The sequence below is a fragment of the Elioraea tepidiphila DSM 17972 genome (assembly GCF_000378465.1).
Classification (GTDB): Bacteria; Pseudomonadota; Alphaproteobacteria; order Acetobacterales; family Acetobacteraceae; genus Elioraea; species Elioraea tepidiphila.
Genome location: NZ_KB899931.1, coordinates 50,818 through 76,031 on the forward strand (window position 1 = coordinate 50,818; position 25,214 = coordinate 76,031).

Genomic DNA, 25,214 nt, shown 5'->3' on the forward strand with positions numbered 1-25,214 from the left:
CTCAGCCGTCCTCGAGATGCAGCAGCATCGCCACCGCCAGCATGAGCCCGACCCCCGTAGGGGTCCAGGCGGCGAGCATCACCGGCAGCGCGCCGCTGACGCCGAACTCGCCCACCACCTTGGTCAGCACGAACAGCGAGAACCCGGCGGCCACGCCCGCGCCGATCATCAGTCCGACGCCGCCGCGCCGCGACGGCCGCATCGAGAAGCCCGCCGCCACCAGCACCATCGTGCCGCCGAGCAACGGCAGCGCGAGCAGCGCGTTGAAGCGCAGCCGGTGGCGCTGGGCCGAGAACCCCGCCTCCTCGAGCACCGAGACGAAACCCGGCAGCGCCCAGAACGACAGCGTGTCGGGAGGGGCGAGCCCATCCTGCAGCCGTGCCACGGTGAGGTCGGTCGCGAGGGTCAGGGTCGCATTGCGCGGGCCCATGCGCTCGGCGCCGACCGCGGCGGCACCTTCGAGCCGCCAGCGCCGCGGCTCGAGCACCGCGCGTTCGGCCTCGATCCGTTCGAGGAAACGATCATCGGGGCCGAGTCGGAACACCGAGACGCGCTCGAGCGTGAGCTGGTCCGGCCCGACCGCGGCGATGCGCTCGCCGTGCAGGATCGCAGACCCGCCGCGCGCCAGCGCATCGTCGCGCTGCTTCACCCAGAGCCCGCCGCCGGAGAGGCCGAGCGTGCCCGCGCCACCACGCAGCAGCGTCGAGTCGAGCCGTTCCGCGCGCGCATAGAACATCGCCGAGACCGGACTGACGGCCGTGATCGCGACCAGCCCGAGCAGGGTCCCGGCCGCCACGGGGGCAGCGAGAAACTGCCATGCGGAGACTCCGGCCGCGCGCGCGACGATCAGCTCGGAGGAGCGCGTCAGCCGCCAGAACGCGACCAGCCCGCCGACCAGCACCGCGAAGGGCAGGATCTCGATCGCCATGAACGGCAGCTTGAGCGCGGTGATCTCGACCAGGCGGCCGAACGGCACGTCCGGCCGTCCGGCCGCGCGCCGGGTCAGCTCGATCACGTCGAACAGCGCGACGATCGCGATCAGCCCGCCCAGCACCGACAGGGTTGAGAGGAGGAACACCCGCCCGACATAGATGGCGAGGACGCGCGGCACCCGCATGCCCGGCCTCAGCCCGGCGTCGCTTCGGCGGCCGGCACGCGCGCCCGCGGCGGATGCACGAGCCAGGCAAGCGCGATCAGCCCGGGCAGCACCGCATGCACCCAGAGCAACGGCACGAGGGCGAGTTCGCGCGTCGCCAGATTGCCGATGCCGACGCCGAGGGCCACCAGCCCGCCGCCCAGCGCCACGGCGACCAGCACTCGCCCGGTCTTGCCGTGGCGGTTGAACTCCCCGGTCAGCAGGCAGGCGAGCGCCACCAGGGCGAGGGACAGCGTCACCAGCGGGCCGGCCAGGCGCTGATGCGCCTCGACGACGAAGCGCGCCCGGTCGCGCGCGCTCACCTGCTCCGCCGGGTCGGGGTCGAGCAGCTCGCGCACGCCGCGCTCGCGCGCATCGCGATAGCGCACCTCGTCGCGCGCGGCCTCGGTGGCGAGGCTCATCGTGTTCTCGGCGAAGGAAAGCATGCGCAGCGTGCCGGTGCGCCGGTCGAGCTCCTGGCGCGTGCCGTGCTGGAGCGTCACGCGCGGCGTGTCGCCGTCGAGCGTCAGCCAGCCGCGCTCGGCGAGGATGGTCGCCGGTGCGCCTGCCTCGCGCGTGTCGTGCACCATGATGCCGCGGAAATTGCCGTCGCGGTCGCGGTCGCGGATATAGACCGTCAGCCCCTCGCCGAGCGTGTTGAACACGCCCTCCTGCAACAGCACGGCCGCCATCCGGTTGCGGATCTCGAACTGGTATTCGCGGAACGCGCGGTAGCTCTCCGGCACGATCCAGAGATTCATGGTCCAGCCGAGCAGCGCCGCCCCGCCCGCGAGCACCAGCGCCGGCCGCGCGAGCGCCATCGGCCCCATGCCGGCGGCGCGCATCACCACCAGTTCGCGGTCGTCCTCCATGCGGTTGTAGACCGCCAGGATCACGATGAAGGTCGTCACCGGCAGGATCACGGCAATGAAGTTGGGCAGCATGAAGACGGTGAGCTCGAAGAACACCGCGATCGACAGGCCGCGATTCAGCACCAGCTCGACGAACCGCAGCGACTGGGTGAGCCAGATCAGCACGGCGAGCCCGCCCGTCACCGCGACCAGCCCGATCGCGAGCTGGCGCAGCATGTAGGTCGAGAGCCGGCTCATCCTTTGCGCCTTAGCGTCATCGGAGCTCGACCACCTTGCCGGGGTTCATCAGGCCGCGCGGATCGAGCGCGGCCTTGATCCGCCGCATGGTCTCGATCTCGGGGCCGCGGCGCCAGTCCGCCAGCGTCGCGGTCTTCAGCCGACCGATGCCGTGCTCGGCGGAGAAGCTGCCGCCAAGCGCCCGAACCTCGGCGGCCACGGCGTCGGCGATCGGGTCCCAGAGCGCAAGGAACGCGTCATCCGCCATGCCTTCCGGGCGCGAGAAGTTGAAGTGGATGTTGCCGTCGCCGACATGCCCGAACGGACAGGGACGCACCTCAGGCACGATCCGCCGTACCGCCTCGATCCCGCGCGCGATCAGCGCGGGCACTTTCGAGACCGGCACCGAGACGTCGTTCTTCACCGACGCCCCCTCGCGCTTCTGCGCCTCCGCGTGCTCCTCGCGGATGCGCCACATCGCCTGGCGTTGCGCGCCGCTCCCGGCCAGCGCCGCGTCGAGCACGAGCCCCTCCTCCATCGCCGCGCCGAGCACGGTCTCCAGCACGGCGCGCAGATCGGCGTCGGGGCGCGGCGAGGCGAGCTCGACCAGCGCGTAGTGCGCGTAGCGGTCCGACAGCGGATCCGTCACGTCGGGAATGTGGCGCAGCACCAGATCGATGCCGAACCGGGCCATGTACTCGAAGGCCGCGAGCGAGTCGCCGTCGTGGCGCTGGAACCGGTTGAGCAGGGCGACCGCCGCCTCGACCGAGGCGAGGGCGACGAACGCCACCTGCACGTCGCGCGGCCGCGGCGCGAGCTTCAGCACCGCGCGCGTGACGATGCCGAGCGTGCCCTCGGCGCCGATGAAGAGCTGGCGCAGCGCGTAGCCGGTGTTGTCCTTGCGCAGGCGTCGCATCAGGTCGAGCACCGAACCGTCCGCCAGCACCACTTCGAGCCCGAGCACCTGCTCACGCATGTTGCCGTAGCGCACCGTGGTATTGCCGCCGGCGTTGGTCGAGATCAGCCCGCCGATCCGCGCCGTGCCCTCGGAGGAGAGCGAGAGCGGAAACAGGCAGCCCGCCGCCTCCGCAGCCTGTTGCACCTGGGCCAGCACGGCGCCGGCCTCGACCACCATGGTCATGTCGGACGGGTCGATGTCGAGGATGCGGTTCATGCGCGCGACCGACAGCACCACCTCGTCGCCGCGGCCGAGCGGGGTCGAGCCGCCGCAGAGCGAGGTGTTGCCGGCCTGCGGCACGATCGCGATACCCGCCCCGGCGCAGAGCCGCACCGCCTCGGCGCATTCGGCCGTGCTGGCGGGCCGCAGCACCGCCAGCGCCGAGCCGGGGAACAGGTTGCGCCAGTCGGCGCTGTGCGCGGCGATCGCCGCCGGATCGGTGAGCAGGCCCCGCTCGCCCAGCAGGGCGAGGAGTCGGGCGGCGAGATCGCGCGGCAGGCCGGCGCGGGTCGCGGTGTCGGGCATGGCGGAGGCTTGCGCCGGTGCGCGCATCGGGTCAACCGCCGGACGGCGGGACGTGGTCGCGCGGCGCGGCGGCGCGCCGGAGCCGGTCATTGATCGCGAGCCCGAGGCCGTGCTGCGGCACCGGCATCGCCGCGATGCGCAGGAGGCCGCGCCGCCGCCCCTCGGCGTCGAGAAAGCGCAACCCCGTGAACAGCCGCGCGGCCGCCTCGACGAGATCGCCGGACCCGGACAGGGTGAAGGTGAGCCCGGCGCCGCCAGGCGCGGGGCCGAAGGCGAGCAGGGCCTCATCGGGAGCAGCCGCGGAGGCGTCGAGCCTGAGCGGCAGCACCGGCGCGTAGTGGCTCGCCAGCATCCCCGGGCCACGCGGCGCATCGTCCGCACCCTCGGCCAGGGCGACCGGGCCGATCACCGACTCGATCGCCTCGCGGGTCGCCCCGCCGGGCCGCAGCAGCACCGCCGCGCGTCCCGAGAGGTCGAGCACGCTGCTCTCCAGCCCGACTGCGCAGGGGCCGCCATCCAGCACCGCGTCGATCACGCCGCCGAGCTCCTCCAGCACATGCCCGGCGGTGGTCGGGCTGACGCGGCCCGAGACATTGGCCGAGGGCCCGGCCACGGGCCGCCCCACGGCGGAGAGCAGGGCGCGCGCGAGCGGATGCGCGGGCACCCGCAGCGCCACCGTGTCGAGCCCGGCGCGCGCCAGCAGGGCCACCGCGCAGCCAGGCGAAGCCGGCAGCACGAGCGTCAGCGGCCCCGGCCAGAGGGCAGCGGCGAGCGCGCGGGCGCGCTCGTCGGCGATGCCGAGGGCGAAGGCCGCCGCGGCCTCGGGCACATGCGCGATCAGCGGGTTGAAGCGCGGCCGGCGCTTGGCGGCGAAGATCGCCGCAACCGCGCGCTCATCGGTCGCATCCGCCCCGAGGCCGTAGACGGTCTCGGTCGGGAAGGCGACGAGCCGGCCCGCGCGCAGGAGGCGCGCGGCCTCGGCGAGGCCGCCCTGATCGGCCGGCAGCCGGGCGGTCACGGGAGACCTCGGCAGACGAAATCGGGGTTGGCGAAGCCCGGCTTGCCGTAGCCGAGCGGGGCGCCGTCGGTCGTGCGGACCGAGCCGCCCGCCGCCTCCACCACCGCCTGCGGGCCGGCGGTGTCCCACTCCATGGTGCGGCCGAAACGCGGGTAGAGATCGGCCACGCCTTCGGCGACGCGACAGAACTTCAGCGCCGAGCCGGCGTTCCGGACGCGCGCGACCGGCAGCCCGGCGAGGTAGCGGACAAGGCGCGGGTCGTCGGCGTAGTGGCGCGAGGCGAACACGGTCAGCCCCTCGGGCGGCGGGCGACGGGCGGCAATCGGTCTGCGCCCGGTCGCGTCCTGCTTCCAGGCGCCCGCGCCGCGCAGCCCGAGGAACAGCTCGCCCGTGGCCGGCAGCGCGACGGCCCCCAGCACCGGCCGGCCCGCGGCGACGAGGCCGATGCAGACCGCGAACTCGTCGCGGCCCTGGGCGAACTCGCGCGTGCCGTCGAGCGGATCGACCAGCCAGAACCGCTCGCCCGGCCGTTCGACCCGGCCGGCGGCGATCTCCTCCTCGGCGATCACGGGAATGTCGGGCGTCGCCGCGCGCAGGCCCCGCACGATCAGCGCCTCGGCGGCGTGATCGGCCTCGGTCACCGGGGTGCGGTCGTGCTTGCGCGTCACCGTCACCCCGGCGTCGCGCACGGCCATGATCGCGACCGCCGCGTCGCGGGCCAGGCGCGCGGCGAGCTCCAGGCATTCCCGATCCGTCATGGTCCCGTGTTAGCCGCGACCTGCGGGCATGGCAAAGCATGGCACGCTTGCTACAGTCCGGCGCCAGCCACGAAACCCCCGGGGACCGCCGCATGCTCGACATCACCTTCGCCAAGCCCGCCCTGCCGGAGAAGGGCGCGCTCGCGCTGCTGCTCGGCGAGGGGGAGAGCCTGACCGGCCTCGGCGCCGCCGCCGATACGGCGACCGGCGGGGCGATCGCCCGCGCGCTCGCCGCCGCCTCGTTCAAGGGCAAGAAGAACGAGACGGTGACGATCCTCGCCCCGGGTGCGGGGCTCTCGCGCGTGGTGGTGGTGGGGCTCGGCAAGCGCGAGGAGGCCGACGGCCGGGCCACCGAGGAAGCGGGCGGCACCGCCGCCGCCGCGCTGTCCGCCGAGCCCGCCGGTGTGCTGGATGTGGGCCCGGCCGCCCCCGCACGCGCCGCCGAGGCCGCCCTCGGTGCGGTGCTGCGCGCCTGGCGCTTCGACAAATACCGCACCACCGAGAAGCCCGAGGACAAGCCGAAGCTCGCCCGGCTGACCGTCGCGCACGCGGACGCGACCAAGGCGCGCGCGGCCTGGACACCGCTCAAGGGCGTCGCGGACGGCGTGTTCCTCGCCCGGGAGCTGGTCAGCGAGCCGCCGAACGTGCTGACCCCCGCCGAGATGGCCGAGCGCTGCCGCGCGCTCGCGAAGCTCGGCATCGAGGTCGAGGTCCTCGGCCCGAAGGAGATGAAGAAGCTCGGCTTCGGCGCGCTGCTCGGCGTCGCCCAGGGCTCGGCCAACGAGCCGCGCATGGTGGTGATGCAGTGGCATGGCGCCGGGGGGGCGGCGGCGAAGGGCAAGCGCGCGGCGAAGGCCGCTAGACCGCTGGCCTTCATCGGCAAGGGCGTGACCTTCGACACGGGGGGCATCTCGCTCAAGCCGGCCGCCGGCATGGAGGACATGAAGTGGGACATGGCCGGCGCCGGCACGGTGGTCGGGCTGATGGCGGCACTGGCCGGACGCAAGGCGAAGGTCGATGCGGTCGGGCTGGTCGGGCTGGTCGAGAACATGCCCTCGGGCACGGCGCAACGCCCCGGTGACGTGGTGAAGAGCTACTCGGGCCAGACCGTCGAGGTGCTGAACACGGATGCCGAGGGGCGCCTCGTGCTGGCGGATGTGCTCTGGTACTGCCAGGAGCGATTCGATCCGGCCTTCATGATCGATCTCGCCACGCTCACCGGCGCGATCGTGATCAGCCTCGGCCACGAGAACGCGGGACTGTTCTCGAACGACGACGATCTCGCGCAGAAGTTGATCGCCGCCGGCCAGGCCACGGGCGAGGGGGTGTGGCGCATGCCCCTCGGCGAGGCCTACGACAAGATGCTGAAATCCGACATCGCCGACATGAAGAACATCGGCGGACGACCCGGCGGGGCGGTGACCGCGGCGCAGTTCCTCCAGCGCTTCGTCAACGGCAAGCCCTGGGCGCATCTCGACATCGCCGGCACGGCCTGGAGCAGCAAGGACAAGCCTTGCGTGCCGAAGGGCGCGACCGCGTTCGGCGTGCGGCTGCTCGACCGGCTAGTGGCCGAGCACCACGAGAAGGGTTGAGGCAGGCGGGGCGGGGGCGATGCTCACGGTCCGCTTCCGCCACCGGCTGCGCCACGAGACGGCGGCGCGCGCGCGGCTGCTGACCGAGGCGGGGGCGCATGCCGACATCCTCGCCCCGGCGATCGGCTTCAGGGGCCATGCCGACGAGGCCGCCGCGGGCCGGGACGCAGACGGACGGCTGACCGTGCTCGCCGGCATGGGCGCCGCAGCGACACCGACCGCTGCGCGTCGCGCCGGCGGGCGAGCGGCGGCGGCGGCGATCGCGGCGAAGCGGCTTGTGCTGGATGCGCGCGAGCTCACCCCCGACCTCGCCGCCGAGGCGGCCGTCGGCGCCTCTCTGCGCGCCTGGCGGTTCGAGGCGCTGAAGACGCGTCCCGACCCAGACGAACCCAAGCGCCTCGCGCATCTCGACGTGATCGTGCACGACAAGCGCGCCGCTGGCGCGATCTGGGAGACGCTCGCGCCTGGGGTCGCGGGAACGCTGTTCGCGCGCGATCTGGTCGCCGAGCCCTCGAACCGGCTGACGCCGACGCTGTTCGCCGCGCGGCTGCGCGCGTTGGCGGCGGACGGGCTGAAGGTGGAGATCCACGACGCGGCATGGCTGAAGCGCGAGGGTTTCGGCGCCATGCTCGGCGTCGCGCGCGGCAGCGCCAATCCGCCGTGTCTCGCGGTGCTGCGCTGGAAGGGCACGATCGACGCCCCGCCCGTGGCCTTCGTCGGCAAGGGCGTCACCTTCGACACCGGCGGGGTGGACATCAAGCCCGCCGACAGGATGTGGGAGATGCGCGCCGACATGGCCGGTGCGGCCGCCGCGGCCGGGGCGATGCTCGCGCTCGCGCGCCGCCGCTCGCCCGCGCCCGCGGTCGCCGTGCTCGGCCTCGTCGAGAACATGATCGGCGCCGAATCGCAGCGTCCGTCGGATGTGGTGCGCGCGGTGGACGGCACGACGATCGAGGTGATCGACACGGATGCGGAAGGCCGGCTCGTGCTCGCCGACTGCCTCGCCTGGACACGGCGCACCGTGCGGCCCGCGGCGATGATCGATCTCGCCACGCTGACCGGCTCGATCGTGGTGGCGCTCGGCCATCACCGCGCCGGACTGTTCGCCTCCGACACGGCGCTCGCCGCGCAGCTCGCGGCCGCCGGCGAGGCGGTGGACGAGAAGCTCTGGCCGATGCCTCTGGAGGAGGCCTATGCCGAGGCCCTGAAAAGCGACATCGCGGACATCAAGAACTGCGTGGCCGAGCGGTTCCAGCCCGATGCCTGTCACGCGGCGGCGTTCCTGAAGCGCTTCGCCGGCGACACGCCCTGGGCGCATCTCGACATCGCCGGCGTGGAGCTGCGTCACGAGGCCGATGCGCTCGGGCCCGAGGGCGCGTCGGGCTTCGGCGTGCGGCTGCTCGATCGCCTCGTGTCGCTCCGCTTCGAGGAGGAGGATGGCTGAGATCGGCTTCTACCACCTGACGCGCACCTCGCTCGACGTCGCGTTGCCGAAACTGCTCGGCCGCGTGCTCGCGACCGGCGGGCGGGCGGTGGTGAAGACGGCGAGCGAGGACCGTGTGGCCGCGCTCGACACGGCACTCTGGCTCTGCCCGGACCCGGACTGGCTGCCGCACGGCACGCGCGCGACCGGCGAGGCCGACCTTCAGCCGATCTGGCTCACCACCGATGACGAGGCCCCGAACGGGGCGCGCCATCTGTTCCTGGTCGAGGGCGCCGAGAGTGCGCGACTCGCGGCGTTCGAGCGCGTGTTCGACCTGTTCGACGGGCGCGACGAGGACGCGGTCGCGGCGGCGCGGCAGCGCTGGGCAGCCGCCAAGGCCGCCGGCCACACGCTCACCTACTGGCGCCAGACCGAGCGGGGTTGGGAGAAGGGGTAGCGTTCGGTGGAACGAGCGTCGTCGTGATCGTCTCGACCGGCGCGGCCTTCAGGGCGCCGCGCATCGTCGCCTCGTCGCTGAATCCGCCCGCGGGGAGATGGCGTGCGAGGCAGCCGACCGTAACGACGCTTTCCCGGAACGGCCACGGATCGACCGTCAGCCGGTCCCACCCGGCACCGGGAAACGCCAGCGCGAGCCGGGTCGCGCCGCCGGCGAGCGGCACGGGCGGCGTGCGGCGCGGCTCGCGCCCCATCGCGCCGCAGATCACCAGCGACATCAGGTCGAGCGCGAGCAGGATCGCGCGCTGATCGGCGATCTGGGCATCGCTTGCCGCGACCTGTGGCCGCAGCCGCGCCTGAATCGCCTCCTGCTCGGCGCGGAACCGCTGCACCGCGGCGAGATCCTCGGGCGAGCGTTTCTCGTCCGGCGTCAGCGCGTAGATCGCGAGCCCGTGCAGCGACACCAGCAGCGCGACATGCGGGCCGTAGGACGCCGCAGCGGTCGCGACGCCCGCCGACCACAGCGCGGTGTGCTGATCGCGCGGCAGCGCGACGAAGTCGTACGGGCGTCCGGTCGCGGGATCCCGCGTCGGCGCCGCTTCCCATGGCAGCCAGCCGATGTCGTGCTGCTCGGCGGCGAGGATGAACAGTTCCGGCAGCCGATCGACGCCGGCCACCGCCCCGCCCCATGCGCGCGCGAGCTGGCCCGAGATCCAGGCATGCGCGGGCTGGCTGATCGCGAGTGCCGATCCGTCCGGCAGGGGCCGGAACAGCACGCGCTCACTCCATGCGGATGCCGGTGAGCTGCACCAGCGCCTGCCAGCGCTCGACCTCGGCGCGCTGGAAGGCGGCGAACTCGGCGGGGCCGAGCGGGGCCGCGTTGAACCCCATGCCGCGCAGCCGCTCCTGCATCGGCGCCTCGTTGACGATCGCGACGAACGCCTCGGCGAGCCTGTTCACGATCGGCGCCGGCGTGCCGGCAGGGGCCCAGAAGCCGAACCAGGCGTCGACCGAGACGCCCGGCGCGCCCGCCTCGTCGAAGGTCGGCACATCCGGCGCATCGGCGATGCGCGCGGGTGCACCGATCGCGAGCGCGCGCAGCCGCCCCTCGCGCACCAGCGAGACCACCTGGGGCCAAGTGGAGATGAAGTAGTCCACCACGCCGGCGACCGTGTCGGTCACGGCCGGCGCGCCGCCGCGATAGGGAACATGGGTCGCGTCCATGCCGAAGCGGCGCGCGAGGCTCTCGCCGATCACGTGGCTCGCGCTGCCGACCGAGGTCGAGGCGTAGGTGACGCGGCCGCCGTTCCTGCCCTTGGCGACCAGCTCCTGCAAGGTCCTGGCGCCGTTCGCCGGCACGATCAGCGCATGGTGCACCGAGGCAAGGCGGGCGATCGGCGTGAAGCTGTCGATCGCGTGATACGGCAGGTTGCGCGCCATCGCCTGGTTCGAGGCGTGGGTCTGGTTGTTGCCGAGGGCCAGCGTGTAGCCGTCGGGCGCGGCCTGGGCGACCGCCTGGGTGCCGATGATCGCGGCGCCGCCGGCGCGGTTCTCCACCACCACGGCTGCGCCGTTCCACATCTCGGAGAGGCGCTGGGCGATCGCGCGGCCGAGCACGTCGGTCGAGCCGCCGGGCGGATAGGCGATGACGATGCGGATCGGCCGCGACGGATAGGCGTCCTGCGCCTGGGCGGCGAGCGGCGCGAGCGCGGCGGCGGCGAGCAGCGAACGGCGAGCGAGCATGGGATCCTCCCTGTCCGCGCTCTTGTCGGAGAGGTGCGGGGGCCGGTCAATAGGCCGTCACGGGCCACCGCGCGCCAGCGCCTGGCGCGGTACCTTCGTCTTGCCCGCTGGTGTCGAAAAGGCCGCCTAGTCTTGGCGAGATCGACACGAGCGCGCAGCCAGCGTAGCGCCGCGCCGCAAGTCGTTCGGTCGCGATGAGCTTCTTGACGCGCTCTTCCAGGAGATAGGGCGGGGGTGGACGTCGGCGCTGGCGAAGAGCGGTCCCATCAGCGTTCCTGCTCACGCAGCGGGCAGTCCGGGAAGCAGACGGTTTCGCGCGCGAGACGCGCGCCCAGCTCGCTTTCCTCGGTGGGCAGCGCAAGGCGGACGACCAGCACCGCGACCAGCAGGTCCTCGTCGGGCAGTTGCCGCGCGGGCCAAATCGGCAACAGATCCCTCGCGTCGGGCAACACCCGGGGCTCGATGAGGGGAATCCACGTCGATTCGTAACGCAGAACATTAAGGAAACGTAGCAGCCGCTTGTCAAGCCGCGCAGCAAAACACCGTTCGGCGATTCGTTCAGGCGGGTGCGACCGGATCAGCCGTTCCGCCACCTCCGGCCTCCGACGAACAAGGCCGGCGAGCCATCGCAGAGCTCTTGCCGTCGCGGATCGAAAGCGCGGTTCGCGCTCATAGTCGAACGGGGCGAACCGGACCCGCTGCGCGAACACAAAGGAAGCGAACGAAACCAGGTATAGCCGTCCGGTCGGCAGCGCGGTAATCGCCACCGCCGCGGTGACCGCGCGCTTCACCAGTGACTCGAAGCCCTCAACGGTCTCCGGGAAGGCCATGCGTCACTCCCCGCTGATCGTCCCGCCGAGCACGCCGAGCGCGGTGGCGGCGAAGGCCCCGCCGACGACAACCGCGCCGCGGAGCGTTTGAGCCGATACGGCGATGGTGTTCTCCCGCAGGTCCTCGAGGATGTCCGGTCGCGGCGCCTTGCCTTGGCCGAGCTCGAAACTGAGCAGCGTCAGGTTGCCATGACCCCGGAAGCCGCGCCGGACCGCATCACAGGCGAACAAGGCGCCGGTCACGGCGAGTGCCGCGGCGGGCCACGTGCCGCGGTCGATCGCGCGAATCGCGAGGAACCCGGCAGCGCCGATCAGCGACACCGCGATCGCCGTTGCATAGTTGATCTGTGACGCGGCCTGCTGGACGAAGCCCACCAGAGCGGAGGCTGTCTCGCCGCAGGACGCACCACCGGAAGGCCCCTGCATCACGACAGTATCGACGGCATGCGCCGTCGGATCAATCCCGTCCCGCAACCTCCCACACCGAACGTGCGGCCGAGCGTGGCGCTGCTTCGACGAACACGTCCAGCATCTGGCCGACCTGCACCGGCAGCGCCTCGGGGGCGAGGCGGTAGATCGCCTCGACCACGCGCGTATCGACGCGCTCGCCCGGCGCGTTGGAGAGGAACCGCTTCGGGCGCGCCAGCGGCTCGATGCGCACGAAGGCGAGCTCGGCCGAGCGGGTGCCGTCGCCGCGCAGGAACGCGACCGAACTGCCGGAGCCGCGGAGACGCGGCGCGTCCGTCTCGTCCACCTGCACGCGCACATGCAGCACCGAGAGGTCGCCGAACACGATCAGCGGCTCGGCCGCGCCGGGCTGGGCGTACTCGCCCGGACGGGCATTCACGCGCAGCACCGTGCCGGCGATCGGCGCTCGCAGCACGGTCTTGTCGAGATCGACACGCGCGCGGGCGAGCGCAGCCTCGGCCTGCCGGGCGGCGGCTTCGGCGGCGGCGATGCGCGCGCGCGCGAGCGTGACGTTCGCCTCGGCCTTGCGCGCCTCGGCCTCCGCGGTCTCGAGGCGCTGGCGGCTGGCGGCGACCTCGCCGCGCACGAGCGCGCGGTAGCGCTCGGCATCGAGTGTGGCGCGCCGCCGCTCCGCCTCGGCGCTGGCGAGGCTCGCCGCGGCCTCTTCGCGGTTGGCGTGCACGACGGTGAGCGCCGCCTCGGCCTCGGCGACCGCGGCGCGGAGCCGTCTGTCGTCAAGCGAAACGAGGGCCGCACCCGCCGTGACCTGCTCGCCCGCCCGCACATGCACCGCGGCGATCAGGCCGGCGAGATCGGTGCCGAGCGCGATCGTTTCCGAGGCGGGCTCCACCTCGCCGAGCCCGGCGACCGCGGCCGGAAACGGATTGCGGGGCGGTGCGGCGGGCGGCTCGGCGCGCGGCGGGGTGCCGGGCTGCGAGGCGATCGACCAGGCGGCGAACACGCCGCCGGCCAGCGCCAGCAGGGGCAGGGCGAGGCGGAACGGGCTGCGTCGGGCCATCTCAGTGCTCCGTCATGCGGCGGATCGCGGCCGCGTCCTCGGCGAGTTCGACGATCCGACCATCCTCCATGCGCGCGATGCGGTCGGCGAAGCCGTAGACGCGCGGATCATGCGTCACGACCACGACCGCGCGGCCGGGCCGCACCGCGCTCTCGCGCAACTGGCGCATCGCCTCGTGGCCCGACGCGGCATCGAGCGCCGCGGTCGGCTCGTCGCAGACGATGAAGGGCGGTTCGTGCACGAGTGCGCGCGCGATCGCCACGCGCTGCATCTGCCCGCCCGAGAGCTGCTTCGGCAGCTTGTCGGCATGCGCACCCATGCCGAGACCGTCGAGCACCGCGCGCGCCTTCCTCGCCGCGCGATCCAGCCGCTCGCCGCGGATCACCAGCGGGATCGCGGCGTTCTCGGCGGCGGTCAGGCTCGGCAGCAGGTTGTACTGCTGGAAGATGAAGCCCACCGTCTCGCGCCGGAACCGCGCGGCCGCGGATGGCGTGAGGTGGCGCACATCCTGGCCGAGCACCTCGATCGCGCCTTCGGTCGCGGAGAGGATGCCGGCAAGGATCGAGATCAGCGTGGTCTTGCCGCAGCCCGAGGGCCCGACCAGCAGCAGCATCTCGCCCGAGCGCACGCTGAGATCGATGCCGTGCAGCACGCGGATCGTGCCGTCGCCCGAGGGGAAGTCCTTGGCCACGCCGCGGGCCGTGACGACCGCGCTCACTTGAACACCACCGCCGGATCGAGGGTGAGCGCCTTGCGGATCGAGGCGACCGAGGCGACGAGGATGATCACGACGACCGCGAAGGCGACGATCGCGGCGACCCACCAGGGCAGGAAGAAGCCGCGCAGATCGACATTCGTGCGACCCGTGACCTCGAAGAACACCGCGGCAAGCCCGATGCCGAGCCCGTAGCCGATCGCAGCGACCGCGCCCGCCTGGGCGAGCACCATGCGCAACAGCGTCCCGTTCGACACGCCCATCGCCTTGAGCGCGCCGAACTGGCGCAGGTTCTCGAGCACGAAGATCATGAAGGTCTGGCCGACCACGGCCGCGCCGACGATGAAGCCGAGCGCCACCGTGATGCCGAAATTGATCGGGATCCCCGTGCGCGTCAGGTAGTAGCGGATGGTGCGCCAGGCGAAGTCCTGCCAGCGCAGCGCGAGCAGCCCGGTCTCGGCGGTGATGCGTTCCGCGAGCGCGTCGATGTCCTCGCCGGCCTGGGCGCGCACCAGGATGTAGGAGAGCGGCTTGCGCGGCGGCGGCGCGAAGCGCAGCGCCTCGGAGTAGCGGGTGTAGATCACCGGGAACGTGGTGAAGGGCGCGGAGGCCTCGGCGATGCCCACGACCGTGGCGCGCCGATCCGCCATCTCCAGCATCTTGCCGGGAGCCGGCTCCTCGCCCGGCCAGATGAACAGCGCGCCGACACGGTCGATCACGATCGCCCCGGGCCGGCGCAGATCCTCGACCGAGCCCTGGAGCATGACCGGCGGTCCGCCCGCGAGCGAGGCGTCATCCACTCCGAGCACGAAGACCTGCTGCAGCCGCCCGTCGGGCGCCCGCGCGACCGTCAGCCCCTTGAAGAACGGCGTCGCCCAATCGACCCCCGCCACACCCCGCACGCGCCAGAGCGCGCTCTCGGGCAAGGGCTCGATCTCCTCGACATAGATCACGCGCGGGTCCATCACCCAGAGATCGGCGTCCACCACGTCGATCACCTGTGCGGCGGTGCGCAGCATCAGGCCAACGAAGATCGAGGCCTGCTGCGCCATCAGCATCACGGCGAAGGCCACGCCGCCGATCAGGCCGACATACTTGGCCGTGTCGCCCGTCAGCATGCGCAATGCGATGCGAATCATCACGGCCTCTCCTGAACAACGTTCAGATGAACGATGTTCATATACCGGCTTGCGCACGCGTCCGCAAGCGCTAAACTGAACGTCGTTCAGGTCACGGAGTCGCGATGCCCGGGAAGGCCATGGCGAAACGACCGGCGAGGCCGCGCCGGCGCAGTGCCGAGGATCGCCGCCGCCAGGTGGTCGCGGCGGCGAGGCGTGTCGTCCTGCGCGAGGGATTCGAGGCGCTGACCATGCGCCGGGTGGCGCGGCTCGCGGGCGTCTCGGCAGCCGCGCTCTATCTCTACTTCCCCGACCGGCTGAGCCTGATGGCCGCGGTCGCGGACGAGCTGTTCCAGGGTCTGCTCGCGGCGTTCCGCGAGGAGCTCGCCCGCGCCGAGGGCGATCCGGATCCGCGCGCGCGGCTGCACGCGGTGATGACGGCCTATCTCGACTGGGGGCTCAGCCACCCCGACGAGTACCGCGTAATCTTCATGACGCCGATCACCGGCGTCGCCGGCCACCGTCCGGGCGAGCCGGGGGTGCCGTCCGCGCCGACCGGGCAGGCGACCTTCCAGGCTCTCCAGGCGGAGGTCGCGCGGCTGATCGCGCTCGGCGTGTTCCGCCCCGCCGAGCCGCAGGTGGTGGCGGAGGCGATCTGGGCCGCGGGCCACGGCCTCGTCGCGCTGCTGATCACCAAGCCGGAGTTCCCGTGGTCGCCGCGCGGGGCGTTGATCCAGACGATGGCGGACGCGATCTGTCGCGGCTTCTCGGCCGACGGGGCGGGGTTGTGCCCGGCCTCAGAACCCGCCGCGCAGCGCGGCGTACACCGCCATGCCGAAGCAGGCGGCCGCGATCCACGGCCAGGGCGAGCCGGCTGACGGCACGACGGCCGCCGGGCTGCGGCCGAGATCGATGTCCTTGCCGGCAGGTGCGGCCTGATGGGCGCGCACGATCTCGCGCCGCGCCTCCTCGGTCAGCGGCCGGACCTCGGCCCGCTTGATCAGCGGCACGCCGCCGCGGCTCTGCACCACGCGGTCGTGGTAGAGCCCGGTCTCGCGGTTCAGCTCCGACAGCACGAGGGCCACCGAGATGCCGGGGTGCGGATAGCGCTCGCAGAGTTCGGCGAAGATCCGCTCGCCCACACGCCGGTCGGTGTTGGCATCGGCGAGATACCATCGCCCGCGCCTGCCGAAGCGCGTCGAGGTCTCGGCGTGCAGCAGGATCTCGAAGACCCGATCCGCCATCCTGCCAGCGTCGCCCATCGCTCTTACGATCGGGTAAACGCCGCTGCTCGGTCAGAGATGCGGCATCGCCGCCGCCACCGCGAGCGCGACCACCGCACACGAGACCAGCAGCAGCACCCGGCCCAAGCCGCGCCGCGCCGCGACCGCCTCCTCGCGCCCGGTAAGCGCGATCTCGCATTGGTGCTCCTTCGCAACGGCAAAGGCGCGGGCGAGCATGCGCCGCGTCTCGGCATCGAGCTGGCGCATGGTGCGCCGGTCGATGCCCGGCATGCGCCCGCGTGCGCGGATGATCTTGTCGTGGTAGCGCCCGGTTTCCCGGTTCAGCACCGATTCCACCAGCGTCACGACCACGGCGGGGCTGGGAAACTCCTCGACCAGTTCGCTGAACTGCAAGGCCGCGTCGATCACCGAGTCGTGCATGCCGACCAGGTACCACCATCCCTTGCCGCCATGGCGCGTGGCGATCGGCGCCCAGATCATCACCTCGAAGGCAAGCGCATCGCCCATGCACCGGGCTTACCGCCAAGCCGTTACCGATCCATTGACCCCCGGCGCCGCAGCACCAGCACGCGCGCCGCGCCGATCACACGTTCGTCCTCGATGATGAAGCCGTCGGGACAGACAAAGGGCTCGCCGGCGCCAAGCTCGGCCACCACCACCGCCTCGCGCCCGATCCATCCCATCCGATCCAGCGCCGGGAGGGCCGCCGCAACCAGTCCCTTGCCGTAGGGCGGGTCGAGGAACACGAGCCCGCAGGGTGCCGGCGCCGGTGGCGGGGCCGTTGCATCGGCACGGACCACGCGTCCGCGCGGCTCGGCGCGGCACGCGCGCAGATTGGCACGGATCGCGGCCAGCGCGGCCGGATCGGTCTCGAGGAACGTCACCTCCGCCGCGCCACGCGACAGCGCCTCGAGTCCCATCGCGCCCGAGCCCGCGAAGGCATCCAGCACACGCGCCCCCTCGATCACGCCCCGGCCGGCCCAGCGCGCATGCCAGAGCACGTCGAACACGGTCTGGCGCGCCCGGTCGGCGGTGGGGCGGGTCGCGGTGCCGGGCGGCGCGACGAGCCGTTTGCCACGCCAGGCGCCGGCGATCACCCGCATCACCGCCGACGCTTCGGTGCGGCGATCCCGAGCTGCTCGCGCAGCACCTTCGCCGGCACCTCCTCGACCGCACCGCGCGGCAGCTTGCCCAGCACGAAGGGGCCATAGGAGACGCGCAGCAGCCGCAGCACCGGCAGGCCGAGGTGCTCCATCACCCGGCGGACCTCGCGGTTCTTGCCCTCGCGCAGCGAGACCGTGAGCCAGGCATTGTCGCCCTTGATCGCATCGAGCCCTGCCTCGATCGGCCCGTAGCGCACGCCGTCGATCGTGCTGCCCTGCGCCAATGCAGCGAGTGCCTTCGGATCGGGGTGGCCGTGCACGCGCACGCGATAGCGCCGCAGCCAGCCGTTCTCGGGCAGTTCGAGCCGGCGCGCGAGCTCGCCGTCGGTGGTGAGCAGCAGCAGCCCCTCGCTGTTGAGATCGAGCCGCCCGACCGAGACGACGCGCGGCAGCTCGGGCGGCAGGCGCTCGAACACGGTCGGCCGGCCCTGCGGGTCGCGCGCAGTGACCAGCAGGCCGCGCGGCTTGTGGTAGCGGAACAGCCGCGCCCGGCCGGGCGGCTCCACGGGCACCTTGTCCACCGTCACCGCGTCGCCCGGCTCGACCAGCACGGCCGGGTCGGTAAGACGCCGTCCGTTCACGGCCACGCGGCCCTCGGCGATCATCTTCTCAGCATCGCGCCGGCTGGCGATGCCGGCATGGGCGAGCCACTTGGCGATCCGCTCGCCCGTGCCGGTCCCGGCGCGCTTCATCGGTTGTCCCTTCGCGTCATCCGGGTGATGTAGCGCGGATGGAGCGGCGTTTCTCCCCCATGGCGGTGGCGCTGGACGAGGCGCGCGCCGCTGGCGCCCGCGGCGAGGTGCCGGTGGGCGCCGTGGTGACGGATGCCGGCGGCGCGGTGCTCGCGCGTGCCGGCAACCGGGTGGAGGAACGCGCCGACCCGACCGCGCATGCCGAACTGCTGGCGCTGCGCGCGGCGGCGGCTCTGCGTGGCGAGCCGCGCCTGCCCGACTGCGACCTGTTCGTCACGCTGGAGCCCTGTGCGATGTGCGCCGCGGCGATCGCGCTGTTCCGCGTCCGCCGCGTGGTGTTCGGCGCCTACGACCCGAAGGGCGGCGGCATCGAGCACGGGCCGCGCATCTTCGACCAGCCGACCACGCACCATCGGCCCGAGGTGGTCGGCGGCGTGGCCGAGTCGGAGGCCGCGGCCCTGCTGCGCGACTTCTTCGCCGCGCGGCGGTGACTCAGACCTTCAGCCCGAGCCGCTGCACGATCTCCTTCTCGATCGCGACCATCCGCTTCACCTCCTCGGTGTAGGCGGCGTGATTCAGCGCGACCTTCACCATGTCGAAGCGCTTCAGCACCTCGAGATGCTGAGGATCGTCGAGCGCCTTGAGGAACGCCGCATCCAGCGTGCGCACCACCTCGGGGGGCATTCCCGCAGGCCCGCCCACGCCATAGGGCGAGGTCGAGACGATGTCATAGCCGAGCTCGCGCAGCGTCGGCACGTCGGGGAAGCGCGCCACACGCTCGCCCGTCCAGACACAGAGGGCGCGCATCCGCCCGGCCTCGACCAGCGGCGCCCAGGCCGAGCTGTCCGCCAGCGCCATGGTGTTGCCGCCGAGCAGGCTTGCGGAATTGTCGGCGAAGCCACGGAACGGCACGTGCAGGAACTCGACGCCGGCGGCCTGCGCGATCCGCTCCATGGTGATGTGCAGCGTCGTGCCCACGCCGGGCGTGCCGTAGCTGAGCCGGCCCGGATTGGCCTTCGCCCAGGCGATCAGGTCCTGGAAGGTCTTGAACTCGCTGTCCGCACGCACCGTGACGCCGAACAGATAGCCGGTGAGATGCGTGACATAGGTGAAATCAGTCAGCGGATCCCAGGCCGGATTGTCCTGCATGAAGGGGAAACGGAACACCGTGATCGGGAACTGCGTGAGCGTGTAGCCGTCGGGGCGGGCCTGCCTCATCGCGATCGCGCCGAGCGTGCCGGAGGCCCCGGGCCGGTTCTCGATCACCACCGGCTGGCCGAGATGCTTGCCGGCTGCTTCGGCGAAGGCACGCATCTGTCCGTCGGTCGAGCCGCCGGCCGGCCAGGGGCAGATCAGACGGATCGGACGGTCGGGGAAGCGGGGCTGACCGATCGCGGGCGTGGCGAGCGCGGCCGCGCTCAGGGCAAGGGTCGCACGGCGGGTGATCCGTGTGGACATCGTCTCTCCTCCCATGGGGCGCGTCTCGGGCGCGCCTGATCGCCGGAGTGTGCCAGCCGATCCCACGACGGGGAAGGCGATTCGTGGGCGGCGCCGGCGCATCGACCGGCGCATCGGGTGGCTCAGCGGCCGAAAGCGCGGTGGCCGATGTCGCGGCGGCAGAACCCTTCCGGCCAGTCGATCGCATCGATGGCGGCATAGGCCGCATCGCGCGCCTCGGCCAGCGTGGTTCCGGTGGCGCAGATGTTCAGCACCCGCCCGCCCGCCGCGACGATGCGCCCGCCCTCCGCGCGCGTGCCGGCATGGAACACCCGGACCTTCGGCACCGCGGCGGCACGATCCAGGCCGCGGATCTCGCTGCCCGTCACCGGCGTGCCCGGATAGCCCCGCGCGGCCATCACCACCGCGATCGCCGACACGGGTTCGAACCGGACTGCGAAGCGATCGAGCACGCCGTCGCAGGCAGCCTGCATGGCCGGCACGAGGTCGCTCATCAGCCGGAGCATCAGCACCTGGCACTCGGGATCGCCGAAGCGCACGTTGAACTCCAGGAGGCGCGGCCCCGCCTCGGTCAGCATCAGGCCGCAGAAGAGCACGCCGCGGAACGGTGCGCCGCGGCGGACCATCTCCGCCAGCGTCGGCTGCACGATCGCCGCCATCACCTGCCGTTCCAGTTCGGGCGTGAAGGCGGGCGGCGGCGCGTAGGCCCCCATGCCGCCGGTGTTCGGCCCTGTATCGCCCTCGCCCACGCGCTTGTGGTCCTGCGCCGCGCCGAACGGCACGGCGTGCGCGCCGTCGCAGAGGGCGAAGAACGACACCTCCTCGCCGACCAGACAGGCCTCGATCACCACGGCGGCACCCGCCTCGCCGTGCACGCGGTCGCGCATGAAGGCGTCGATCGCGGCCTCGGCCTCCGCCACGGTCGCAGCCACCACCACGCCCTTGCCGGCGGCGAGCCCGTCGGCCTTGACCACGATCGGCGCGCCTTCCCGCCGCACATGCGCCTTGGCCGCCTCCGCGTCCGTGAAGGTCGCCGAGGGGGCGGTCGGCACCCCGGCGGCGGCGCAGACCTCCTTCATGAACGCCTTGGAGCCTTCCAGCCGGGCGGCCGCGGCGCTCGGGCCGAAACAGGCGATCCCGGCCTCGGCGCAGGCATCGGCGAGGCCGGCGACCAGCGGCGCCTCGGGCCCCGGCACCACCAGATCGACCGCGTTCTCCCGGGCGAACGCCACCAGCGCGGGGATGTCCGTCGCGCCGATCGGCACGCAGGTCGCCTCCTGCGCGATCCCGGGATTGCCCGGCGCGCACCAGAGGCGCTCGACGAGCGGCGAGGCGGCGATCGCCCAGGCCAGCGCGTGCTCGCGGCCCCCGGACCCGACCAGCAGAACCTTCACGTGAGCCCCCTTCCGCGCGCTTCGCCGACGCGGCCTTGCTCGCCTATGGTGGCGGCCGATGCAAGACGCCCCGCCCGGCCACAACCTGCCCGAGTTCGCCGTCTCGGAGCTCGCGACCGCGATCCGCCGCACGCTCGAGGGGGAGTTCGGCCGCATCCGCGTGCGCGGCGAGATCACCGAGCTGAAGCGCTACCCTTCGGGCCATGTCTATCTCTCGCTCAAGGACGAGAACGCCAAGCTCGCCGCGGTGATCTGGAAATCGGCCGTGCCGCGGCTCGGGCTCGCCCCCGAGAACGGCGTCGAGGTGATCGCCACCGGCAAGCTCACCACCTACGCGGACCGCTCGACCTACCAGTTGCAGATCGAACGGCTGGAATACGCGGGCGAGGGCGCCTTGCTCGCGCGCATCGAGGCGCTGCGCAAGAAGCTCGCGGCCGAGGGGCTGTTCGACGCCGCGCGCAAGCGGCCCATCCCGCGCATCCCGCGCGTGATCGGCATCGTCACCTCGCCGCGCGGCGCGGTGATCCGCGACATCCTCCATCGCCTCGCCGACCGCTTCCCGCGCGAGGTGCTGGTCTGGCCCGTCGCGGTGCAGGGCAACGGCGCGGCCGAGCAGATCGCGGCCGCAATCGACGGCTTCAACGCGCTGCCGGAGAACGGCGCCATCCCGCGCCCCGACCTGCTGATCGTCGCGCGCGGCGGCGGCAGCCTCGAGGACCTGATGGCGTTCAACGACGAGGCGGTCGTGCGCGCGGCGGCGGCGAGCGCGATCCCGCTGATCAGCGCGGTCGGCCACGAGACCGACACCACGCTGATCGACTTCGCCGCCGATATGCGCGCGCCGACCCCGACCGCGGCGGCCGAGCTCGCCGTGCCGGTGCGCGTCGATCTGATCCGCCATCTCGACCAGGTGCGCGCGCGCGCCTCGTCCGCGATCGCGCGCATCGTCAACGAGCGGCGGCTCCGGCTGGAACGCGCCGAGCGCTTCATCCCCGACCTGCCGGCGCTGATCGCGGCGGCGCAGCAGCGGTTGGACGACCGCTCGGCCCGGCTGGATGCGGCGATCGTCGCTCTGCTCGCGACCCGGCGCCACGCGCTCGACCGCAGTGCCGCGCGCCTGCCGCACCCGCGCGAGACGATCGCGGGCAAGCGCGCGGCCCTCGATCTCGTCTCGCATCGGCTGGACGACCGCGTCGCCCGCGCGCTCGCCGCCGCCGCGGCACGGCTCGGCGCGCTGAGCCCGCGGCTCGATGCCGTCTCGTACCAGTCCGTGCTGGCGCGCGGCTTCGCCCTCGTCACCGACACGGCGGGCCATGCCGTGACCTCCGCGCACGCGGTCACGCCGGGCAAGAGGCTCGGGCTGCGCTTCGCCGATGGCGAGGCGCGCGTGATCGCCGAGGGCGGACCCTCGCGCCGCACCAAGGACACGCCAGTGCAGGAGACGCTCTTGTGATCGCACGACGGCTGTTGCTCGCCAGCCCGCTCTGCCTGCTCACCGCGCCGGCCCGCGCGGTCACGCTCGACGGGCGGATCGAGCAGGGCGCCTTCGTCACCGGCATGGCCCCGCCGGGCACGCGGCTCGCCCTCGACGGACGCGGCGTCCGCGTCGCCGCCTCCGGCGCCTTCGCTTTCGGCTTCGGCCGCGATGCGGCGGAGAAGTCCACGCTCGCGGTCACCCGGCCGGGCGGGGCGCGCGAGACCATCACGCTCGCGGTCGCGCCGCGGCGCTGGCTCGAACAGCCGATCACCGGCCTGCCGCCGGCCATGGTCACGCCGCCGCCGGAAACCCTCGAACGCATCGCGCGCGAACGCGAGATGCTGCGCGAGGCGCGCGGCGGCCACGACACGCCCGAACCCTTCTTCACCGAAGGGTTCGACTGGCCGGTGACGGGACGGATCAGCGGCGTGTTCGGCTCGCGCCGCATCCTCAACGGCCAGCCGCGCCAGCCGCATTTCGGCGTCGATGTCGCGCGCCCGACCGGCACGCCCGTCGCCGCCGCGTGCTCGGGCATCGTCCGGCTGGCGCAGCCGGAGATGTATTTCCCCGGCTCGACCGTCGTGCTCGATCATGGCCACGGGGTGAGTTCGACCTGCATGCACCTTTCACGCATCGATGTGCGCGTCGGGCAGCGTGTGGCCAAGGGCGAGATCATCGGCGCGGTCGGCGCGACGGGGCGCGTCACGGGGCCGCATCTCCATTTCGAGATCGGCTGGCGCGGCACGCCGCTCGACCCGCAGACCGCGCTGCCGCCGATGCCCGAGGCGTGAGCGCGGCCTATGGCGCCAGGGCGCGGCGCCGCGGTCGCGCGGCTGGATGCCCTCCTCGCGCGGATAGGCCGGATTGCGCCGGCCGTCCGGGCCGCGGCTGGCGACCAGGCTGTCGAGCTCGACCGCGCGCGTCTCCACCAGCACGGCGCGGCCCGAGGGCGCATGGACCTTTAACCGCCGCGGGCCCGGCGGCAGATCGGACAGCGGCGGCCCCGTTCAGCCTGAGCCGGCCCCTCGCGGCGGTGCTCCGTCCCGTCTGAGCGCAGCGTTCCCGCGCTCACTCTGCCTTCGTGTCTGCGCAGGCGCGTCAACCGGCCGTTCATTCCTCGCCGCTACCGTCGCGCCATGCCCCCTCCGCGGACCACCCCGCGCGCCGGCCTGCGCGCCCTGCTGCCTGCCGCCCTGCTGGCGCTCGCGAGCCCGGTGCTGGTGGCCGCCGTCGCCCTCTCCCCGCCCGAGCGCGGCATGGTGCTCGCCTGGTTCGGCCCGATCGCGGCAGAGCAGGCGGCGCTGCGCGCCATGGCGGCAGAGGCGGTGCCGGTCAGCAGCCTCGCCGGCGGCGTGCTGGCGGCGGTCGAGCCGGGCGGGATCGCCCGGCTGCGTGCCGCCGGGGCCATCCTGGTGCTGAATGCCGCGGCGCTGCGGGGCTGTTTCGCAAGGACATCCGGATGACCCTCCCCACCGACGTCGAGAGCAATGCGCTCGAGGCGCTGCGCGCCGCCGCCGCCCGTTTCCTGCTCGGCCTGCTGTGGCTGCACCTCCCGGTTGCCGGCCTTGCCGCCTGGGCGTTCGGCGGCGATCCCTGGCTCGCGATGGCGATCATGGCCCTGTTCGCCGGGGTGGCGACGGTGCTGTGGCGGAGCGATCCGACCGGCCTCGGCACGCGGCTCGCCATCGCCGTCGGCGTGGTCGGCGCGCCGGCCATGCTGGTCGCGGAGGCCGCAGGGCATCCCTGGCAGATCGACCTGCACATGTACTTCTTCGCCGCGCTGGCGATTCTCGCCGCCTTCGCCGACTGGCGGGTGATCCTCGCCGGCGCGGGGGTCACGGCGCTGCACCACCTGACGCTCAACGTGGTGGCGCCGGCGCTGGTGTTCCCTGAGGGCGCCGATCTCGGCCGCGTGGTGCTGCACGCCGTGATCGTGATCGCCGAGACCGTGACCCTGTGCTGGCTCGCGCTCCGCGTCGAGCAGGCGCTGCCCGCGGCCGAGCGTGCGGCCGAGGAGGCGCGCGCGGCCGGCGCCGAGGTGCGTCGTCTGGCCGAGGAGGCCGAGCGCACGCGCGCCGCCGCGGCCGAGGCGAAGCGCGCGGTCGCCACCTCGCTCGCCGAACGGGTGGAGCGCGACGTGGGCGGCATCGCCTCGGCGGTCGAGGCCGCGTCGGGGGAGACGGGCGAGACGGCGGAGGCGATCGCCACCGGTGCGGCGGCAATGCGCGCGGACGCTGCCGCCGTCGCGGCGGCCGCCCAGGGGGCCTCGGCCGATCTTCAGGTCGCGGCCGCGGCGGCCGAGGAGATGACCGCCTCGATCGCCGAGATCACCCGCCGCCTCAGTGCTGCGGCGGCGATGGCGACCCGGGCGGCCGAGGAGGCGGCGAGCGCCGACACGACGGTCGCGGATCTCGGCCGCGCCACGCGCCGGATCGAGGACGTCACCTCGGTGATCGGCGATGTCGCCGCGCGCACCAACCTGCTGGCGCTGAACGCCACCATCGAGGCGGCGCGCGCCGGCGAGGCCGGCAAGGGCTTCGCCGTGGTCGCCTCCGAGGTGAAGGCGCTCGCGACCCAGACCGCCAAGGCGACCGAGGAGATCGCGATGGAGATCGCCGGCGCGGGCCGCGTGGCCGAGCGGACCGTGCAGACGGTCTCGGGCATCGTCGCCGCGATCCGCGAGCTCGAAGCCGCCACCGCCGCCATCGCCGCGACCATGGAGCAGCAGGCCGCCGCGATCGCCGAGATCGTGCGCTCCTCGCAGAGCGCCGCCGGGGCGGCGCAGTCGGTGGCCGAGCGCGTCGCCGCGGTCGAGCGGGCGACCGAGGCGAACGCGGCGCGTGCCGAGCAGGGCCGCGCGGCGGCGCGGTCGCTCGCCGAGAGCGCGGTCGCGCTCAGGCGCCACATCGAGACGGTCTCGGCCACGCTGCGCGCCGGCTGA

At 73.2% G+C, this 25,214-nt stretch carries 27 protein-coding genes; 9 read left to right on the top strand and 18 right to left on the bottom strand.

The annotated features are described in order from the left end of the window. Nucleotide 1: 1 nt before the first annotated feature. Genes lptG through cysQ form a run of 5 tightly spaced genes read right to left on the bottom strand, consistent with a single transcriptional unit; the run spans nucleotide 2 to nucleotide 5,482 of the window. Entirely contained in the window at nucleotides 2-1,117 is a 1,116-nt protein-coding gene (gene lptG / locus F563_RS0116080) for an LPS export ABC transporter permease LptG (RefSeq protein WP_019015710.1), read from the bottom strand. A gap of 8 nt (nucleotides 1,118-1,125) precedes the next feature. Next, nucleotides 1,126-2,244 (bottom strand): LPS export ABC transporter permease LptF, encoded by a 1,119-nt coding sequence (lptF, locus tag F563_RS0116085; RefSeq protein ID WP_019015711.1) that lies wholly within the window; start codon nucleotides 2,242-2,244, stop codon nucleotides 1,126-1,128. 16 nt (nucleotides 2,245-2,260) lie between these two features. Beyond that, entirely contained in the window at nucleotides 2,261-3,706 is a 1,446-nt protein-coding gene (locus tag F563_RS0116090) for an FAD-binding oxidoreductase (protein WP_035575454.1), read from the bottom strand. A 31-nt stretch (nucleotides 3,707-3,737) separates the two neighbouring features. Then, entirely contained in the window at nucleotides 3,738-4,724 is a 987-nt protein-coding gene (locus F563_RS0116095; protein WP_019015713.1) for an L-threonylcarbamoyladenylate synthase, read from the bottom strand. Next, the gene (gene cysQ, locus F563_RS0116100; protein WP_019015714.1) at nucleotides 4,721-5,482 is read right to left on the bottom strand and encodes a 3'(2'),5'-bisphosphate nucleotidase CysQ; all 762 of its coding nucleotides are present in this window, start codon (nucleotides 5,480-5,482) and stop codon (nucleotides 4,721-4,723) included. Before cysQ ends, F563_RS0116095 begins: the two co-directional genes overlap by 4 nt. A gap of 92 nt (nucleotides 5,483-5,574) precedes the next feature. On the opposite strand from cysQ, the gene F563_RS0116105 reads away from it, so the two are divergent. From F563_RS0116105 to F563_RS0116115, 3 genes are read left to right on the top strand one after another with little or no spacing between them, the layout of a single operon-like run. Then, nucleotides 5,575-7,074 carry a leucyl aminopeptidase gene (locus F563_RS0116105; protein WP_019015715.1) on the top strand — a complete coding sequence of 500 codons (1,500 nt, stop codon included), beginning with the start codon at nucleotides 5,575-5,577 and terminating at the stop codon, nucleotides 7,072-7,074. A 19-nt stretch (nucleotides 7,075-7,093) separates the two neighbouring features. Beyond that, on the top strand, nucleotides 7,094-8,518 hold the full coding sequence (locus F563_RS0116110; RefSeq protein WP_019015716.1) for a leucyl aminopeptidase: 1,425 nt from the start codon (nucleotides 7,094-7,096) through the stop codon (nucleotides 8,516-8,518). Next, nucleotides 8,511-8,954, top strand: a complete 444-nt coding sequence (locus tag F563_RS0116115; protein WP_019015717.1) for a DNA polymerase III subunit chi — start codon at nucleotides 8,511-8,513, stop codon at nucleotides 8,952-8,954. Before F563_RS0116110 ends, F563_RS0116115 begins: the two co-directional genes overlap by 8 nt. Here the strand turns inward: F563_RS0116115 and F563_RS0116120 are convergent. From F563_RS0116120 to F563_RS0116150, 7 genes are all read right to left on the bottom strand, one after another. Continuing rightward, on the bottom strand, nucleotides 8,911-9,729 hold the full coding sequence (locus F563_RS0116120) for a DUF3891 family protein (RefSeq protein WP_019015718.1): 819 nt from the start codon (nucleotides 9,727-9,729) through the stop codon (nucleotides 8,911-8,913). The genes F563_RS0116115 and F563_RS0116120 overlap by 44 nt on opposite strands. A 4-nt stretch (nucleotides 9,730-9,733) precedes the next feature. After that, a complete protein-coding gene (locus F563_RS0116125) occupies nucleotides 9,734-10,696 on the bottom strand; it encodes a Bug family tripartite tricarboxylate transporter substrate binding protein (protein ID WP_019015719.1) in 963 nt (320 codons plus the stop codon). A gap of 266 nt (nucleotides 10,697-10,962) precedes the next feature. Further along, nucleotides 10,963-11,526, bottom strand: coding sequence for a hypothetical protein (locus tag F563_RS0116130; protein ID WP_019015720.1), 564 nt, complete (start codon nucleotides 11,524-11,526; stop codon nucleotides 10,963-10,965). 3 nt (nucleotides 11,527-11,529) lie between these two features. Continuing rightward, nucleotides 11,530-11,901, bottom strand: coding sequence for a hypothetical protein (locus tag F563_RS0116135; RefSeq protein WP_019015721.1), 372 nt, complete (start codon nucleotides 11,899-11,901; stop codon nucleotides 11,530-11,532). A gap of 82 nt (nucleotides 11,902-11,983) precedes the next feature. Further along, entirely contained in the window at nucleotides 11,984-13,012 is a 1,029-nt protein-coding gene (locus tag F563_RS22945) for an efflux RND transporter periplasmic adaptor subunit (protein WP_019015722.1), read from the bottom strand. 1 nt (nucleotide 13,013) lies between these two features. Next, entirely contained in the window at nucleotides 13,014-13,730 is a 717-nt protein-coding gene (locus F563_RS0116145) for an ABC transporter ATP-binding protein (protein ID WP_019015723.1), read from the bottom strand. After that, nucleotides 13,727-14,866: an ABC transporter permease gene (locus F563_RS0116150; RefSeq protein ID WP_019015724.1), complete on the bottom strand. Its 1,140-nt coding sequence runs from the start codon at nucleotides 14,864-14,866 to the stop codon at nucleotides 13,727-13,729. The genes F563_RS0116145 and F563_RS0116150 overlap by 4 nt, the downstream gene beginning before the upstream one ends. Before the next feature lie 104 nt (nucleotides 14,867-14,970). Between F563_RS0116150 and F563_RS0116155 the strand changes: the two genes are divergently transcribed. Further along, nucleotides 14,971-15,723, top strand: a complete 753-nt coding sequence (locus F563_RS0116155; protein ID WP_026299649.1) for a TetR/AcrR family transcriptional regulator — start codon at nucleotides 14,971-14,973, stop codon at nucleotides 15,721-15,723. On the opposite strand, the gene F563_RS0116160 is transcribed toward F563_RS0116155, so the two are convergent. From F563_RS0116160 to F563_RS0116175, 4 genes are read right to left on the bottom strand one after another with little or no spacing between them, the layout of a single operon-like run. Continuing rightward, nucleotides 15,643-16,089, bottom strand: a complete 447-nt coding sequence (locus F563_RS0116160; protein WP_019015726.1) for a hypothetical protein — start codon at nucleotides 16,087-16,089, stop codon at nucleotides 15,643-15,645. The genes F563_RS0116155 and F563_RS0116160 overlap by 81 nt on opposite strands. A gap of 51 nt (nucleotides 16,090-16,140) precedes the next feature. Further along, entirely contained in the window at nucleotides 16,141-16,596 is a 456-nt protein-coding gene (locus F563_RS0116165; protein ID WP_019015727.1) for a hypothetical protein, read from the bottom strand. Nucleotides 16,597-16,619: 23 nt separating this feature from the next. Then, nucleotides 16,620-17,192, bottom strand: a complete 573-nt coding sequence (rsmD, locus tag F563_RS0116170; RefSeq protein WP_019015728.1) for a 16S rRNA (guanine(966)-N(2))-methyltransferase RsmD — start codon at nucleotides 17,190-17,192, stop codon at nucleotides 16,620-16,622. Then, nucleotides 17,192-17,944 (bottom strand): pseudouridine synthase, encoded by a 753-nt coding sequence (locus F563_RS0116175; RefSeq protein WP_019015729.1) that lies wholly within the window; start codon nucleotides 17,942-17,944, stop codon nucleotides 17,192-17,194. The genes rsmD and F563_RS0116175 overlap by 1 nt, the downstream gene beginning before the upstream one ends. Before the next feature lie 59 nt (nucleotides 17,945-18,003). Here F563_RS0116175 and F563_RS0116180 point away from each other — a divergent pair, with 59 nt between their 5' ends. Continuing rightward, the gene (locus tag F563_RS0116180) at nucleotides 18,004-18,435 is read left to right on the top strand and encodes a nucleoside deaminase (RefSeq protein WP_019015730.1); all 432 of its coding nucleotides are present in this window, start codon (nucleotides 18,004-18,006) and stop codon (nucleotides 18,433-18,435) included. A 1-nt stretch (nucleotide 18,436) separates the two neighbouring features. Here F563_RS0116180 and F563_RS0116185 read toward each other — a convergent pair whose 3' ends face one another. Then, a complete protein-coding gene (locus tag F563_RS0116185; protein ID WP_019015731.1) occupies nucleotides 18,437-19,402 on the bottom strand; it encodes a tripartite tricarboxylate transporter substrate binding protein in 966 nt (321 codons plus the stop codon). Nucleotides 19,403-19,524: 122 nt separating this feature from the next. Continuing rightward, complete coding sequence (gene purD / locus F563_RS0116190; RefSeq protein WP_019015732.1) at nucleotides 19,525-20,796, bottom strand: phosphoribosylamine--glycine ligase; 1,272 nt, start codon at nucleotides 20,794-20,796, stop codon at nucleotides 19,525-19,527. Nucleotides 20,797-20,854: 58 nt separating this feature from the next. On the opposite strand from purD, the gene xseA reads away from it, so the two are divergent. The 4 genes from xseA (at nucleotide 20,855) to F563_RS0116215 (ending at nucleotide 25,214) form a co-directional block, all read left to right on the top strand. Continuing rightward, on the top strand, nucleotides 20,855-22,249 hold the full coding sequence (xseA, locus tag F563_RS0116195) for an exodeoxyribonuclease VII large subunit (protein WP_019015733.1): 1,395 nt from the start codon (nucleotides 20,855-20,857) through the stop codon (nucleotides 22,247-22,249). Next, nucleotides 22,246-23,064 carry a M23 family metallopeptidase gene (locus tag F563_RS0116200; protein ID WP_019015734.1) on the top strand — a complete coding sequence of 273 codons (819 nt, stop codon included), beginning with the start codon at nucleotides 22,246-22,248 and terminating at the stop codon, nucleotides 23,062-23,064. Before xseA ends, F563_RS0116200 begins: the two co-directional genes overlap by 4 nt. Before the next feature lie 345 nt (nucleotides 23,065-23,409). Continuing rightward, on the top strand, nucleotides 23,410-23,736 hold the full coding sequence (locus F563_RS0116210) for a hypothetical protein (protein ID WP_019015736.1): 327 nt from the start codon (nucleotides 23,410-23,412) through the stop codon (nucleotides 23,734-23,736). Further along, a complete protein-coding gene (locus tag F563_RS0116215) occupies nucleotides 23,733-25,214 on the top strand; it encodes a methyl-accepting chemotaxis protein (protein WP_019015737.1) in 1,482 nt (493 codons plus the stop codon). The genes F563_RS0116210 and F563_RS0116215 overlap by 4 nt, the downstream gene beginning before the upstream one ends.

What these genes read in the sequence shown, in the direction of transcription:
- xseA (WP_019015733.1), top strand. Translation starts at nt 20,855, where the DNA reads ATGCAAGACGCCCCGCCCGGCCACAACCTGCCCGAGTTCGCCGTCTCG.
- cysQ (WP_019015714.1), bottom strand. Translation starts at nt 5,482, where the DNA reads ATGACGGATCGGGAATGCCTGGAGCTCGCCGCGCGCCTGGCCCGCGAC.
- lptF (WP_019015711.1), bottom strand. Translation starts at nt 2,244, where the DNA reads ATGAGCCGGCTCTCGACCTACATGCTGCGCCAGCTCGCGATCGGGCTG.
- F563_RS0116175 (WP_019015729.1), bottom strand. Translation starts at nt 17,944, where the DNA reads ATGAAGCGCGCCGGGACCGGCACGGGCGAGCGGATCGCCAAGTGGCTC.
- F563_RS0116150 (WP_019015724.1), bottom strand. Translation starts at nt 14,866, where the DNA reads ATGATTCGCATCGCATTGCGCATGCTGACGGGCGACACGGCCAAGTAT.
- F563_RS0116105 (WP_019015715.1), top strand. Translation starts at nt 5,575, where the DNA reads ATGCTCGACATCACCTTCGCCAAGCCCGCCCTGCCGGAGAAGGGCGCG.
- F563_RS0116090 (WP_035575454.1), bottom strand. Translation starts at nt 3,706, where the DNA reads ATGCCCGACACCGCGACCCGCGCCGGCCTGCCGCGCGATCTCGCCGCC.
- lptG (WP_019015710.1), bottom strand. Translation starts at nt 1,117, where the DNA reads ATGCGGGTGCCGCGCGTCCTCGCCATCTATGTCGGGCGGGTGTTCCTC.
- F563_RS0116160 (WP_019015726.1), bottom strand. Translation starts at nt 16,089, where the DNA reads ATGGCGGATCGGGTCTTCGAGATCCTGCTGCACGCCGAGACCTCGACG.
- F563_RS22945 (WP_019015722.1), bottom strand. Translation starts at nt 13,012, where the DNA reads ATGGCCCGACGCAGCCCGTTCCGCCTCGCCCTGCCCCTGCTGGCGCTG.
- rsmD (WP_019015728.1), bottom strand. Translation starts at nt 17,192, where the DNA reads ATGCGGGTGATCGCCGGCGCCTGGCGTGGCAAACGGCTCGTCGCGCCG.
- F563_RS0116180 (WP_019015730.1), top strand. Translation starts at nt 18,004, where the DNA reads ATGGCGGTGGCGCTGGACGAGGCGCGCGCCGCTGGCGCCCGCGGCGAG.
- F563_RS0116215 (WP_019015737.1), top strand. Translation starts at nt 23,733, where the DNA reads ATGACCCTCCCCACCGACGTCGAGAGCAATGCGCTCGAGGCGCTGCGC.
- F563_RS0116125 (WP_019015719.1), bottom strand. Translation starts at nt 10,696, where the DNA reads ATGCTCGCTCGCCGTTCGCTGCTCGCCGCCGCCGCGCTCGCGCCGCTC.
- F563_RS0116165 (WP_019015727.1), bottom strand. Translation starts at nt 16,596, where the DNA reads ATGGGCGATGCGCTTGCCTTCGAGGTGATGATCTGGGCGCCGATCGCC.
- F563_RS0116130 (WP_019015720.1), bottom strand. Translation starts at nt 11,526, where the DNA reads ATGGCCTTCCCGGAGACCGTTGAGGGCTTCGAGTCACTGGTGAAGCGC.
- F563_RS0116185 (WP_019015731.1), bottom strand. Translation starts at nt 19,402, where the DNA reads ATGTCCACACGGATCACCCGCCGTGCGACCCTTGCCCTGAGCGCGGCC.
- F563_RS0116115 (WP_019015717.1), top strand. Translation starts at nt 8,511, where the DNA reads ATGGCTGAGATCGGCTTCTACCACCTGACGCGCACCTCGCTCGACGTC.
- F563_RS0116155 (WP_026299649.1), top strand. Translation starts at nt 14,971, where the DNA reads ATGCCCGGGAAGGCCATGGCGAAACGACCGGCGAGGCCGCGCCGGCGC.
- F563_RS0116210 (WP_019015736.1), top strand. Translation starts at nt 23,410, where the DNA reads ATGCCCCCTCCGCGGACCACCCCGCGCGCCGGCCTGCGCGCCCTGCTG.
- F563_RS0116110 (WP_019015716.1), top strand. Translation starts at nt 7,094, where the DNA reads ATGCTCACGGTCCGCTTCCGCCACCGGCTGCGCCACGAGACGGCGGCG.